This window comes from Aureimonas sp. AU20, assembly GCF_001442755.1.
Classification (GTDB): domain Bacteria; phylum Pseudomonadota; class Alphaproteobacteria; order Rhizobiales; family Rhizobiaceae; genus Aureimonas.
In genome coordinates this window covers 800,063-813,421 of the sequence record NZ_CP006367.1, presented here as the reverse complement: position 1 = coordinate 813,421, position 13,359 = coordinate 800,063, and the positions used below count along the sequence as shown (strand labels likewise).

Here is a 13,359-nt window from a genome sequence, read left to right as displayed (position 1 = left end):
TCTTGAAAACGGAGGATGCCTCCGTATAATCTGATGGCATGGGCGGACCGAGGGCTAAAGTCAGACACCCCGCTTCCGCTTCCGCCCTTCGCAACGATCCGCCCCTCCCGCCCGATCCTGCGGCAGCGGCGCGTCCTCGAATTTTCGCATCGACATATCACTGAACGGGGGACAGCATGAACCCGACCATCCATTTGACGATCAACGGCGAAAGGCGGGCGATCGAGATCGACGATCCGCGCGTGACGCTGCTCGATCTCCTGCGCGAGCGCCTCGACCTCACCGGCACCAAGAAGGGCTGCGATCGCGGCCAGTGCGGGGCCTGCACCGTTCTGGTCGATGGCCGGCGGATCAATTCCTGCCTGTCGCTGGCGCTCAGCCTCGACGGCGCGGAGATCACCACGATCGAGGGTCTGGCCGCGCCCGACGGCGCGCTGCACCCCGTTCAGGCGGCCTTCATCGCGCATGACGGGTTCCAGTGCGGCTACTGCACGCCCGGCCAGATCATGAGCGCGGTGGGCCTCATCAACGAGGGCCAGGCAGGCGACGATCCCGAGCGGGTGCGCGAGGGCATGAGCGGCAATCTCTGCCGCTGCGGCGCTTATGCCGGCATCACCGAGGCGGTGCTGGAGGCGCAAGCCACCCTGGCCGAATCCGAGCGGGAGAAGGCGGCATGAACCGGTTCGACTATGTGCGCCCGCAAAGCGTGGCCGAGGCAGTCGTGGCGGCGGCCGAGCCCGGCGCGGCCTATCTCGCCGCCGGCACCAATCTTCTCGATCTGATGAAAGGCGGCATCACGCGGCCCGGTCGCCTCGTCGACATCACGCATCTGGAGGGGCTCTCCGCCGTCGAGGCGCTGCCGGGCGGCGGAATGCGGATCGGCGCGCTGGTGCGCAACGCCGATCTCGGCCACCATCCCGACTTCGCCCGGCTCTATCCGGCCGTGGCGGAAGCGCTTCTGTCGGGCGCCTCGGCGCAGCTGCGCAATGTCGCCACCGCCGGCGGCAATCTCCTCCAGCGCACGCGCTGCCGCTATTTCTACGACACGGCCAGCGCCTGCAACAAGCGCGAGCCCGGCAGCGGCTGCGACGCGCGGGAGGGCGAAAACCGCTCCCATGCCGTGCTTGGCTGGAGCGAAAGCTGCATCGCGACGCACCCGTCCGACTTCTGCGTGCCGCTGGCGGCGCTGGGCGCCCTGGTGGAGATCGAGGGGCCGAGCGGGCGGCGCACGGTTCCGCTCGCCGACTTCCACCTCCTGCCCGGCGAGACGCCAGAGCGCGAAACCGTGCTGGCGCCGGGCGAGATGATCCTCGCCCTCACCCTGCCGCCCGAGGCCGGGCGCTTCGCCGCCCATTCGCGCTATCTCAAGGTGCGCGAGCGCACCTCCTATGCCTTCGCCGTGGTCTCGGCCGCCGCCATGCTGGAGATGGAGGGCGGTACGATCCGCTCGGGCCGCCTCGCGCTCGGCGGCGTGGCGCTGAAGCCCTGGCGGGCGGAGGCAGCCGAAGCGCTGCTCGCTGGCCAATCGCCGGGTCGCGAGCTCTTCGCCCGCGTGGCCGAGGCGGCGCTGGCCGAGGCCCGCCCCTCCGGCGACAACGCCTTCAAGATCGAGCTCGCCCGACGCATCGTGGTGCGGGCGCTCACCATGGCCGCCGCCGGCACGCCGAAGCGCTTGCCCGCCCTGCCGGCCTCCCCCTTTGCTCCCCTTCCCGCAGGTGTCGTCCATGTCTGAGACCCTCTTGAGCGAAAGCGGCCGCCGGGCCCGGCACGGCTCCAATATCGGCCAGCCGCTGACCCGGCGCGACGGCGTGTTGAAGGTGACGGGCGCGGCGACCTATGCCGCCGACAACCATCCCGAAGGCATGCTCTATGCCGTGGTGGCGACCAGCACGATCGCGCGCGGCCGGGTCACCTTTCTGGACGAGGCGGCGGCGCGCGCCCATCCCGGCGTGGTCGAGGTGATGACCGGCGCCAACCGGCCGGCGCTGGCCACCGACCCCGACGAGAAGTCCAATCCGTTCATGTTCCGGCTGGACCTCCTGCAGAACGACCGCGTGCGCTACCCCACCCAGCCGATTGCCGTGGTGATCGCCGAAACGCTGGAAGCGGCCACCGAGGGCGCGATGCTGCTCGCGCCCCGCTACGAGGCGGAGCCCGCCCGCACCGGACTCGACGGGGCGGAGAGCTTCGCGCCGCAGTCGGTCGGCGTCGGCAACCCAGCCTTCGCCGAAACGGGCGATGTCGAATCCGGCCTCGCCTCAGCCGCGCGGCGGGTGGACGCGACCTATGAAACCCCCGCGCAATATCACAACGCCATGGAGCCCCATTGCGTCGTGGCGCAATGGGACGGCGACACGCTCTCGCTCGACATGCCGAGCCAGGGCCTCGCCATGGCGCAGGGGCGCATCGCCGGCCTCTTCGGCATTGCGCCGGAGAACATCCGCATCCGCAGCCCGTTCCTCGGCGGCGGCTTCGGCTCCAAGGGCTTTCCCGCAGGGCCGCAGATTCTCGGCATCCTCGCCGCCCGCCTCACCGGCCGCCCGGTGAAGCTCGTGCTGCGCCGCGAGCAGATGTTCGGCCCGGTCGGCCACCGCGCGCCGACGCGCCAGCGCATTCGGCTGGGGATGGCGGAGGACGGTCGCTTCACCGCGATCGAGAACCACACGCGCACCACCTCCAGCACGTTCGACGACTTCTTCGAGCCGGCCGCCGACGTCGCCCACACGCTTTATGCCAGTCCCGCCATCCGCACGAGCTACGACGTGGTGCGCCTCGACACGGGCACGCCGCTCTTCATGCGCGCGCCCGGCGAGGCGACGGGCTCGATCGCGCTGGAAAGCGCCATCGACGAGGCGGCCGAGGCCGCCGGCATGGACCCGCTCGCCTTTCGCCTGAAGAACTATGCCGAAGTCGAGCCGATCTCCGGCAAGCCCTTCTCCTCCAAGGCCCTGCGCGAATGCTACCGGCAGGGGGCGGAGCGTTTCGGCTGGTCGAAGCGGCCGCAGCAAGCCCGCCAGATGCGCGACGAGGCGGGGCTGCTGGTCGGCTGGGGCATGGGCACAGCGACCTTCCCGGCGCTGATGTTCCAGGCCAAGGCGCGTGCGACGATCCGGCGCGACGGCACGGGGCTGATCGAGACCGGCGCGCACGACATGGGCCAGGGCGCCTGGACGGCGCTCGCCCAGATCGGCGCCGACGCGATCGGCCTCGGCATGGACGAGGTGGAGTTCCGCGCCGGCACGTCGGACCTGCCAGATGCCGGCATCGCCGGCGGCTCGGGCCACACGGCGACGGCCGGCATGGCGCTGCACAAGGCGGGCCTCGCCGTGATCGAGAAGCTCGCCGAACTCGCGGTGAGCGACGAGCGCTCGCCGCTCTATGGCGCCGGCAATGTCGGCACGATCGCGCGCGAGGGAAAGCTCCTGCGGCGGGACGACGAAAGCCGGGGCGAGCCCTACACCGCGATTCTGGAGCGGGCGGGTCTCGCCAAGATCGAGGCCGAGGGCGAGGCGGCGGCCGACGGCGCGGCGCAGGAGGCCTATGCCATGCACGCCCACGGCGCGGTCTTCGCCGAGGTGAAGGTCGATCCCGATCTCGGCCAGATCCGCGCGACGCGCCTCGTCGGGGCGTTCGCGGCCGGGCGGGTCATCAATCCGAAGCTGGTGCAGAGCCAGCTCTTCGGCGGCATGATCTGGGGCGTCTCCTTCGCGCTGCACGAGCACGCCGTGACGGACCGCCGCTCGGGCCGCGTGATGAACGCGGATCTCGCGGAATACCCCATCCCGGTGAATGCCGACGTGCCCTCGCTGGAGACGATCCTCGTTCACGAGGACGACGCGCATGTCAACGCGCTCGGCATCAAGGGCGTCGGCGAGATCGGCATCACCGGCACGGGCGGCGCCGTCGCCAACGCGATCTGGCACGCGACCGGCAAGCGCATCCGCCGCTTCCCGATCTCGCTGGCCGACCTCCTCGACTGAGGCTTTCCCCCGCAACGGCAGCGCGCCGTTGCGGGGGCTTTGATGGGGCTGGACAAGAGCGGCGGCGGGCATGGGGGATCGGCCCCCCTGCCCTCCCCCGATCAGCCGCGCGTCACGCCGAGATCGGTGAGCGAGGCCTGCGGCTGGGTGAACCAGTCGGCGCCGCTCTGTGTCACATGGGCATGATCCTCCAGCCGGATGCCGAAGCGGCCGGGCAGGACGATCATCGGTTCGATCGAGAAGCACATGCCGGGCTCAAGAACCCGGCCGTTGCCGCGCACGATATAGGGCGCCTCGTGGATCTCCAGCCCGAGCCCGTGGCCGGCCCGGTGCGGCAGGCCGGGCAGATGGTAGTCCGGCCCGAGCCCGTGCGCGGCAAGAACCCGTCGCGCCGCCTCGTCCAGCGCCGAGCAGGCGACGCCCGGCCGGGCGGCTGCGAATACCGCCTCCTGCGCCTCGCGCTCGATCGCCCAGATGCGGGCGATCTCCGGCTCGGGATCGTCGATCATGTAGGTGCGGGTGAGGTCGGAATGGTAGCCGTCGAGGCGGCAGCCCGTGTCCACCAGGATGAGGTCGCCCGCGCTCAGCACCTGATCGCCCTCGGCCCCGTGCGGCAGGGCCGTCGCCGCGCCGAAGGACACGATGGCGAAGGTCGAGCCACCGTCGGCGCCCATGCGGCGGTGCTCGGCGTCGATCAGCGCCACGATCTCGGAGGCGCGCACGCCGGGGCGCATGGCGTCGAACGCGCGCGCCTGCACCTCCAGCGTGATGCCCATCGCATGGCGGATCAGGTCGATCTCGGCCGCCGACTTGCGGATGCGCAAGGCCGACACGAGCGGGCCGCCGTCGCGAAGGCGATCCGTGCCCATCGCCCCAGCCAGCCGGTGGTAGACGAAGAGCGGGATCTGCTCGTCCAGCGCCAGCGTGCCGGAGGGGCCGACGAGGTCGGCCACCAGGGCGGCGGGCTCCTCGTCCTCCTGCCAGGGCGCGCAGTCGCCGGGCAGATGCGGCAGCGTCTCGAAGCGCGAGACCTCGAAGCCCGGCACGAGATAGACGAGGCGATCGCGCGTCACCAGCGCGCCGCAGAAGCGCTCGCTCGCGTGCCAGACGAAGCCGGTGAAATAGCGAAGGCTCTCGGTCGCCCCGAGCAGCAGGCCGGCGACGCCCGCCGCCGCCATGGCCGCGCGCAGGCGCTGGAGCCGGTCGAGGCGCTCGGCCTCGGTGATGCGGGGAACGGGGTGGGACCAGGAAGCAAAGGGAAGCATGGGCATTCGTCCAGGGGTCGGGACCAAGGGTCAGGAAGCGAGCGGGCCGCCGCGATCGCGCACCATGTCGCGAAGGCGGGCGAAGACGGCGGGCGAAGCGCGCACCCCGTCATGTTCGTATTCGTTGGTGATCCAGGTTTGGGCATTGCCGAGCGCGGCGGCGGTCTCGATCGACAGCCCGGCATCGACATAGAGATCGTCGAAATAGACCGCCGCCGCGAGCGGCACGTCGCTGGCGGCAAGGCGCGCCGTGTCCACCAACGGCGGATAGTGGGTCTTGGCCGCCAGCGCCTCGGCCGCCGCCTGGAAAGGGCGCAGCGCGCGGATTTCGCCGAACATCCAGGAATAGATCATCTCGCCGGGGAAGAGCAGCGGCCGATGGCCCGGCGCGAAGTCGGGATGGGCACGCGACACGCGCTCCGCCGCCCAGCCCGTCGCCCCCTCCCCTTGCGCATAGATGCATTCCTGCAAGACGGCATAGAGCGGGTTGCCGGCGAACCCGGTCAGTCCCTCGACGGCGGCGAGGAAATGGTCGGACAGGCGCGTTTGGCCGCTGTCGGAAAACGCCTCGTCGAAGAGCCAATGGACGTTCTCGAAGCCCGGCCCCATGCCGAAGTCGAAGCCCAGCATCTGAAGGCGGCGCGCGGTGAGCCGGTCGCCATCCGGCAGGCGCACGTCATCGGCCTCCAGCAAATCCGCGACGCGACCGACCAGCGCGCGGTCCCCCTCGTAGCGCTCGTAATAGCGCCGGGTCTTCTCTCGCGCCCTCGGGAAGGTGCGGCGATAGACCTCCTCCGCCCCGGTCCGAAGCCCCGGCAGGCCGCCCGTCACATAGCAGGCGGACAGGCCTTCGGGCGCGAAGGACAGGTAGCTCATGGTGATGAAGCCGCCATAGCTCTGGCCGAGCGTTTCCCACTTGCCGCCGCCGAAGACGGTTTTGCGCAGATGCTCGGCGTCGCGCACGATGCTGTCGGCGCGAAACAGGCAGAGATGGTCGGCCGCCGCCTCGGCGCCGGCGAAGCGTGCCATGTCGGCGCCTTCGATCCGGCTGGAGCGCCCCGTTCCGCGCTGGTCGAGCAGGATGACGCGATGCGTCTTCAGCGCCTCCTTCAGCCAGGACGGCCCGCCGCCCGCCGGGCGCGGCGACTTGCCGCCCGGCCCGCCCTGGAGAAACAGGAGCCTGGGCAGATCGGCCTCGCGGTCGCGCGAGGGGTCCACGACCTCGCGCGCGAAGATCTCGATCGTCGGCCCGCCCTCCGGCCGGCTCCAGTCGAGCGGCACGGCGACGCGATGGTCGCGAAGGCGCATTCCGGGGATCACGGTGTCGGACAGGATCACAAGACGCTCCGTTTCTTCTCTCGGCCGTTCGGGCTCGAAGCCGGCGAACCGGGACAGGTCCCGCCCCGAAGGGCAGCGCCTCTGCGGCCCTGAAACCGACTCGGCTTTCGCCCTTGTCGGTCACGGCGCTCCTGATAGCGCCTTCGCGGCCGGGGCTGCCAAGGATTTTTCGACCGAGGCGAAAACAAGCTGGTGCTCTGGGGCGCAGAAGAGGACTTGCGGGCGGGGGATAGGCGCGTCGAGAGGTGAGGAGTGGAGCGAAAGCGCATTGGCGACTCTGCCGACCATGGAGGACCCGCCAGCCGACGCCTCGCGAGTTGGCGGACCTATGACGGGATGTGTGGCCAAAGAGCGGGCCTTCGCGAGGAGAGGACCGGTGAAGATGTGACGCTCCCACCCGCAGGTTCCCCTTCAAGGACTGTTCGGCATCAGGGCAGCCCGGAGGATTAGAGAGCGTCTCGCAGCCCACGAGGCATTCAACTCGGGAAATGCAAGCCGATGCGCATGTCGATAGGCGAGGCCCAGGCCCTGTCGCTGAGGCGACGAGGCAACAGGCCCATAAGCCCATCCCGCCCGCGTTTTCGAACCGACTCCCAAGCCTTCGTCCCGTTTCCGCCACGATCGGCGGGAATCGAGGTCACGGGCCGCTCCCTTTCTCGTGATAGGGTGGCGGGCCTTTGTCCGAATCGCATCCCGGCGCGCCGCGCTTTCACCAGCCCGCGCCCAAACTCTTGCGAGTGTCCATGCGTCCCAATTTTTCCGGTTTCGCATCCGCCGCCCTGATCGCCGCCGCGCTCGCGCTGGCGCTTCCCGGCGTCGCCGAGGCCCATATCCTCCAGGGCAATGCCGGAGGCTTCGGCAGCGGCTTCGAGCATCCGCTGACGGGCGCCGACCATTTCCTCGCCATGTTCGCGGTCGGCCTTTGGGGCGCGCAGATGGGCGGGCGCTCGGTCTGGACTCTGCCCGTCACCTTTCCGCTCATCATGGTGCTGGGCGGAGTGATCGGCATTTCCGGCATCGCGCTGCCGGGCATCGAGATCGGCATCGCCCTGTCGCTGGTGGCGCTGGGTCTTGCCGTCGCCTGCGCCTGGAAGCCGCCGGAATGGGCGGCGCTGGCGCTGATCTCGGTCTTCGCCATCTGCCACGGCTATGCGCATGGCGCGGAACTGCCGAACGCGGCCGATCCGGCGGATTATGCCATCGGCTTCGTGCTGGCGACCGGCCTCATCCATCTTCTCGGCATCGGTGTCGGCCTTGCCTTGGAGCGGCCGATGCACGGGCGCATCGCCCGCGCGCTGGGCCTCATGATTACGCTGGGCGGCGGCTATTTCCTTGCCGCCTGAGCCTCGGCTCGCACCACCCCGCGCCCGCTGGGCCGGGCCGGCGCTGCTCCTTCTCGGGGGCGGCGTCGTGGCGTGGCTCACCCTGCGCAACAGCGCCGGCGGCGACATGCTGGAGCGATGGGTGCTGGTCGGCGCGCTCGGCTTCGAGCGCGTCCTGCCGCTCGCCGGGCTCGGCGTCGCGCTGGCGCTGGTGCCCGCGCTCGGCCTCGCGCTGTCGCTCGCCGCCTTCGCGGTTGGCGCCGCGGCGGGCTGGGAGGGGCATCGCCTGTTCATCGCCCTGATGGCGCCGGTGCCGCATGCGGCCGAGCACCTGTTTCTCGCAGGCCCCGTGGCGGCCGTCGCCTCTGGGCTGGCGCTTCTGGCGCCGAGCCGGCTGCGGCCGGCGCTCGCGCTCCCCGTTGCCGCGCTTCTCGGCTTTCTCCACATGGCCGCGATGCGCCTGACGGACCCGACGCTTTACGACCCCCGCGTCGGGCCGATCGGCGCGCTGGCCGGCGCCTGGGTTCTGCTCGCCGTCACCCTCACCGTCCGCGCCTTTCGCCCGCGCTGGGCGCCGATCGGCGCGCGCATCTTGGGAAGCTGGCTGCTGGCGATCGGGCTTCTCTACGGCGCGGCCTCCACCGTGCCGCCGCGCCGCGCGGTCGCGCCCCCGCCGCCGCCTGCGCCCTCGCCGGCCCCCGCCCTGCCCGGGCCGTCGGCGCCCCGGCCGAACCCGTTCGCCGGGCCGGCCGCCGAGGAGCTGTTTCCGCAAGGCGCGCGCCCGGCGATGCCGTTTCGCGAGGGATCGCCGCCATGAGACAAGGCGCTTCGATCCGCCTCCGCGCGCTGGCGTTGGGCCTGGTTGCCGCCCTGCTGTCGGCCGCGCCGGCAGCGGCCCATCCCGACATCACGATGGACTGCCATCTCCTGTTCAACTTCGAGGGCTCGGCGATCACCGGGCTCGGCGAAAGCTGGACCTTCGACGAAACCTTCAGCGCGCAGCTTCTGGCCGATTACGACGAGAACAACGACGGGACCTTCAGCGAGGCGGAAAGCGGGGCGATCCGCGACGAGACCTTCGCGCGCCTGTCGGCCATCCACTATTTCACCTTCCTGACGGTGAACGGCGAAAGCGTTCCGGTTCCCGAGCCTTTCGGCTTCAAGGCAGCAGTGGCGAACGGGCGCGTGACCTTTTCCTTCGGCCTGCGCCTGCCCCAGCCACTGGCGCCGAAGACGGCGCGAATCGGCGTGGAGATCAAGGACCCCGACTATGCCGTGGGCGCGGCGCTGGCGGCGGGCGAGCCGATCCTCCTTCGCGGCGAAGGGGCGGAAAGCTGCCGCGCGGTGATCGCCTCCAAGCCGGCGGACGCCTATTTCGACGGGCTCGTGATTCCGCAGGAGGTCAGCGTCGCCTGCGACTGATCCGGCTCAGCACAGGCTCTCGCCCGGCCCCATCTGCGCCGGCGCGCTGGTCTTGATCGCCAGAAGCTCGCGCAGCCGCCGGCGATCGGCCTCGCTCCAGCCAGACAGCGCCCGGTCGATATGGCGGCGGATCTCGGCGGGGTCGTCGCCGAACAGGCCGACGCCTTCCACCGCCAGTTGGACGTAGCGCTGCTCCAGCACGTCGAAGTCGTTCATATTTGAAACGCCCTTCAAAATCTTGATGCTTCCGACCAAGCGCATGTCTTTGGCACGATTGGGGTCACGCAACGAACGAGACGATATCATGTCCGTTTCCCCGACTTCCAGCGCTCCCCGCCCCGGCAGCAACAGCCTGCGCGCGGTGATCGCGACGAGCGCCGACCATATGCGGGACATCACGATCCTGCGCAGCATCTGCTTCGTGCACGAGTTGGACGTTCCCTCCCGCTTCGTGTTCGACGGCAACGACAATCAGGCCACGCATTTCGTCTTCTACGACGACGAGGAGCCGATCGGCGCCTTGCGCATCCGCTGGTTCGCGGGCTTTGCCAAATACGAGCGGACCTGCTTTCGCGAGAAGGCGCGCAACCCCTTCGTCATCAAGCGCTGCATCCAGGCGACCTTCGAGCATGTCGCCCGCAAGGGCTATTCGAAGGTCATGACGCAGTCCGAACCGCGCCTGACCAAGCTCTGGACCAAGCTCTTCGGCTTCGAGGCGCTGGACGATAAGCCGGCTTATATTCTGGGACATTCCGAACCCTACATCACCGTCGTCGGTACGCTGAAGCCGCACGACAAGGCGATCACGATGGACGCCGACAGCGCGCTGCTTCTCCGGGTGGAAGGCGACTGGGATCGGCCGAGCGATTTCGAATGAGCGCCGCGCCCAAGAACGACGCGCTGCGGGTCTTCGACACCGACTTCACCATCGCCCACACGCAGGTCGAAATCGTCAACCGCCTGCGCATGCACACCGAAATGGTGCTGCGGCTCCTGTCCGACTCCAGCGCCCTGCCGCCCGACTTCAGCTCGTTCCTGGAAGATGTCGGCAACGCCTATATCGACATTGCCGACGAGGTGAACCGGCGGACGCGGGAGGCTAGAGCAAGGGCAGATTGAAAAAGGCGCGAAAATCGTTTTCCGGCGCCGAGCGGGTCGGCTGGAGGGTCAGCTCGCGCGCGAACATCGGATTGTCCGCAATGGTCCCGGCCAGCCAGTCGAACACCGCGCGCACGGGCCGCGAGCGAAGCCGGTCCGTCAGGGCGACGAGATAGAGCTTGATGGGAATGTGGACGTTCAGGTCAATCGGCACGAAATCCGGGTCGATCAGCACGTAGTTGCCCAGCAACGCCACACCCATCCCGCTCTTGGCGAAGGAGTAGTAAGCCAGCGAATTGGCCGCGCTATGGGCGGGAAGCCCGGCGCGGACGATCTCGCGCCAACGCTCCCAGGGATCGCCCGCCGCCGTGTAGTAGCTGCATTGCAGGAAACGGTGCTGACCGAGGCGCGACAGGCTCGGCACGCCCTGCGCCTCGATATAGCGGCGGTGCGCGACGGGAATGAGATGCAGCGTGCCGACCTCGCGCGAGGTCACGTCGCTGCGCGGCAGCGGCGCCATGGACAGCATGATCTCGGCTTGGTTCTTGTTGAAATCGACGAAGGAAATCTGGTCCTTCAGATCCACAGCGATGTTGGGATAGCGCGCGCCGAGCCGCATCACCGCCGGCGCCACGAAGGCGACCGACAGGCCGGAGGTGACGCTGATCGTCACCGTGCCCGCAAGCTCCGTCTTTTCGCGCCCGATATTGGACGAGAGCGTGTGAAGCTTGAAGTCGAGATCGGCGAGGTCCATCGCCAGCCCCCGCCCCTGCTCGGTCAGCGTGATGCCGGAATGGCTGGAAACCACGAGTTGCGCGTTGATTTGCGATTCCAGCCGCTTCACGTCGCGGCTGACCGTCGGCCCGCTCGTGTTCAGCATTACCGCAGCTTCCGCGAAGGACCGGCTCTTGGCCACCGCCAGGAAGGTGCGAAGTTCCTTCCAGATCGGGCGGGACAGAAGACCGGCGACATCGAGCGGAGAGCGGTCGACGGCGGGAATGTTCGGCTCGGAGCCGAGACGCTCAAGCATGATCGAAACGTCGTCTCCCTCATATCGCCCGACCCAGACGGACGCCGATCCCGCCTTGGAAATGCGGGAAAGAACGCCTCCGTGTCAAATCGGACGCGCCTTGTCTTCAGCAGCCACGAAGGCGATTAGGCTAAGACAGGCTGACGTTGCGGCAGAGGCGCAGCGAGCGGCATGAGGCGTTTCGTCGCGGAATGGATGCCGATCGGGAGGTGGAAGACAGGCAGCCAAGCAGTCGGCTTGCCGATGTCAGTGGGAGCTTCGAAGCATCGTAGACTGGCGATAGACTGCTCGGCCCAGGGAGCTGCGTTGCGATCCGCCCGGCGACCGGGCGAGATCAACGGGAGGTTTTCAATTCCCCGAACTCGGCGCTCCAAGGCGCTGCGCTCTGCTATCGAAAGCGAAGTACGATGCGGCTCTCTCTATAAGGGAGCGTTGCCTCAGAGATCGGGGCAAGACCTGAGGGCGGAAGATGCGCGCAAGACTTTGGGAAGCTCACAAAGAGCGAGCCCTGAGTGATGCCAATGGCTCAGCTTAAGCATTCGCGACCGCGGGAGCGGCCAAGAACCCGCCCAGCCGACCCCGGCAGGATTTGTCCCGGGTTCTAGAATCCTACAGCCCCGCCTTGGCCATGGCGTCGCGCACGGTCTGCCTGAGCGCGTCGATCGGGGTGAGCCGCGTGCCCTCGCGCACATGCCAGAAGGTCCAGCCGTTGCACGCCTCCAGCCCCTGCACCCGCGCCCCGATCTTGTGGATCGAGGCCGGCTCGCCCACCGCGCAGCGCACCGTCCCGTCCGCCTGCACATGCGCCCGGTGCCGGCCCTTGGCGCAGGTCAGCTCCGCGCCCGGCTGCACCAGCCCCATGTCGAGCAGCGCCGCGAACGGCACGCGCGGCTCGGCCCGCTTGCCCGCGTTGGTCGCGAGCGCTTCCGGCGACAACGGCTCGACCTCCAGGATGCGCTCGGCCGCCGCCTCGATATAGCTGTCCTCGCGCTCGATGCCGACGAAATGCCGGCCCAGGCGCTTGGCCACCGCCCCGGTCGTGCCGGTGCCGAAGAACGGATCAAGCACCACGTCGCCCGGCTTGGTGGAGGAGAGGATCACGCGGGCGAGCAGCGCTTCGGGCTTCTGCGTCGGGTGCACCTTCACCCCGTCCTCGGCGCGCAGCCGCTCGGCGCCCGAGCAGATCGGAAACAGCCAGTCCGAGCGCATCTGCGTGTCGTCGTTGGCCGCCTTCATGGCGTCGTAGTTGAACGTGTAGCTCTTGGCCTCGGCCGAGCGCGAGGCCCAGATAATCGTCTCGTGGGCGTTCTGGAAGCGCCGGCCGCGAAAGTTCGGCATCGGGTTGGTCTTGCGCCAGACGATGTCGTTCAGCATCCAGAAGCCCAGATCCTGCATGATGGCGCCGACGCGGAAGATGTTGTGGTAGGAGCCGATCACCCAGATCGTGCCGCTCGGCTTCAACAGCCGGCGGGCGGCCAGCAGCCAGGCTCTCGTGAAGGCGTCATAGGCCTCGAAGCTCTCGAACCGGTCCCACTCCTCGGTGACCGCATCGACGCGCGACTGGTCGGGGCGGGTGAGATCGCCGCCGAGCTGGAGATTGTAGGGAGGGTCGGCGAAGATGGCGTCGACGCTGCCGGCGGGCAGCATGGCCATGCGCGAGACGCAGTCGCCCTTGATGATGGTGTCGAGCCAGTCCGGCGCACCAGTGGGGGACAGTGCCCCCGGCGCGCGAAGGGCGAGCGGCCCGGCGCCACGAGCCGTCACCCCGGCTCCTGCGCTGGGCCCAACGCCCGTCTCCGCCAAAGTCCCCGAACGAGAAACCCGAACCGTTCCAGCCCTGGACATGGCGTCCCCCACTCATCAACGCAAAACACGAAAGGCAGCCGATATCCGCCGCCGACCCT

At 69.1% G+C, this 13,359-nt stretch carries 13 protein-coding genes; 8 read left to right on the top strand and 5 right to left on the bottom strand.

Annotation, left to right across the window (positions count from 1 at the left end; translation table 11 throughout):
• Window positions 1–176: 176 nt before the first annotated feature.
• From M673_RS03705 to M673_RS03695, 3 genes are read left to right on the top strand one after another with little or no spacing between them, the layout of a single operon-like run.
• Window positions 177–677: a (2Fe-2S)-binding protein gene (locus M673_RS03705; protein ID WP_061973667.1), complete on the top strand. Its 501-nt coding sequence runs from the start codon at window positions 177–179 to the stop codon at window positions 675–677.
• On the top strand, window positions 674–1,732 hold the full coding sequence (locus M673_RS03700; RefSeq protein WP_061973665.1) for an FAD binding domain-containing protein: 1,059 nt from the start codon (window positions 674–676) through the stop codon (window positions 1,730–1,732). The genes M673_RS03705 and M673_RS03700 overlap by 4 nt, the downstream gene beginning before the upstream one ends.
• Window positions 1,725–3,980 carry a xanthine dehydrogenase family protein molybdopterin-binding subunit gene (locus M673_RS03695; protein WP_061977646.1) on the top strand — a complete coding sequence of 752 codons (2,256 nt, stop codon included), beginning with the start codon at window positions 1,725–1,727 and terminating at the stop codon, window positions 3,978–3,980. Before M673_RS03700 ends, M673_RS03695 begins: the two co-directional genes overlap by 8 nt.
• Before the next feature lie 101 nt (window positions 3,981–4,081).
• Here the strand turns inward: M673_RS03695 and M673_RS03690 are convergent, their stop codons facing one another.
• Both M673_RS03690 and M673_RS03685 read right to left on the bottom strand, forming a co-directional pair.
• Complete coding sequence (locus M673_RS03690; RefSeq protein ID WP_061973663.1) at window positions 4,082–5,245, bottom strand: M24 family metallopeptidase; 1,164 nt, start codon at window positions 5,243–5,245, stop codon at window positions 4,082–4,084.
• Window positions 5,246–5,275: 30 nt separating this feature from the next.
• A complete protein-coding gene (locus tag M673_RS03685; protein ID WP_374755570.1) occupies window positions 5,276–6,580 on the bottom strand; it encodes an alpha/beta fold hydrolase in 1,305 nt (434 codons plus the stop codon).
• A 746-nt stretch (window positions 6,581–7,326) separates the two neighbouring features.
• Between M673_RS03685 and M673_RS03680 the strand changes: the two genes are divergently transcribed.
• The 3 genes from M673_RS03680 to M673_RS03670 are packed head-to-tail and all read left to right on the top strand — an operon-like array spanning window position 7,327 to window position 9,327.
• Window positions 7,327–7,926 (top strand): HupE/UreJ family protein, encoded by a 600-nt coding sequence (locus M673_RS03680; protein ID WP_061977644.1) that lies wholly within the window; start codon window positions 7,327–7,329, stop codon window positions 7,924–7,926.
• On the top strand, window positions 7,916–8,722 hold the full coding sequence (locus M673_RS03675; RefSeq protein ID WP_148639963.1) for a hypothetical protein: 807 nt from the start codon (window positions 7,916–7,918) through the stop codon (window positions 8,720–8,722). The genes M673_RS03680 and M673_RS03675 overlap by 11 nt, the downstream gene beginning before the upstream one ends.
• Window positions 8,719–9,327 (top strand): DUF1007 family protein, encoded by a 609-nt coding sequence (locus M673_RS03670; RefSeq protein ID WP_061973659.1) that lies wholly within the window; start codon window positions 8,719–8,721, stop codon window positions 9,325–9,327. Before M673_RS03675 ends, M673_RS03670 begins: the two co-directional genes overlap by 4 nt.
• Before the next feature lie 6 nt (window positions 9,328–9,333).
• On the opposite strand, the gene M673_RS03665 is transcribed toward M673_RS03670, so the two are convergent.
• On the bottom strand, window positions 9,334–9,543 hold the full coding sequence (locus tag M673_RS03665; protein ID WP_148639962.1) for a hypothetical protein: 210 nt from the start codon (window positions 9,541–9,543) through the stop codon (window positions 9,334–9,336).
• Between the two features lie 88 nt (window positions 9,544–9,631).
• Here M673_RS03665 and M673_RS03660 point away from each other — a divergent pair, with 88 nt between their 5' ends.
• Window positions 9,632–10,204 carry a hypothetical protein gene (locus M673_RS03660; protein ID WP_244493256.1) on the top strand — a complete coding sequence of 191 codons (573 nt, stop codon included), beginning with the start codon at window positions 9,632–9,634 and terminating at the stop codon, window positions 10,202–10,204.
• Complete coding sequence (locus M673_RS03655; RefSeq protein ID WP_061973655.1) at window positions 10,201–10,446, top strand: hypothetical protein; 246 nt, start codon at window positions 10,201–10,203, stop codon at window positions 10,444–10,446. The genes M673_RS03660 and M673_RS03655 overlap by 4 nt, the downstream gene beginning before the upstream one ends.
• Here the strand turns inward: M673_RS03655 and M673_RS03650 are convergent.
• On the bottom strand, window positions 10,427–11,455 hold the full coding sequence (locus M673_RS03650) for a LysR family transcriptional regulator (protein ID WP_061973652.1): 1,029 nt from the start codon (window positions 11,453–11,455) through the stop codon (window positions 10,427–10,429). The two genes, M673_RS03655 and M673_RS03650, sit on opposite strands and share 20 nt — an antisense overlap.
• Before the next feature lie 609 nt (window positions 11,456–12,064).
• On the bottom strand, window positions 12,065–13,171 hold the full coding sequence (locus tag M673_RS03645; protein WP_061977642.1) for a site-specific DNA-methyltransferase: 1,107 nt from the start codon (window positions 13,169–13,171) through the stop codon (window positions 12,065–12,067).
• Window positions 13,172–13,359: the final 188 nt, after the last annotated feature.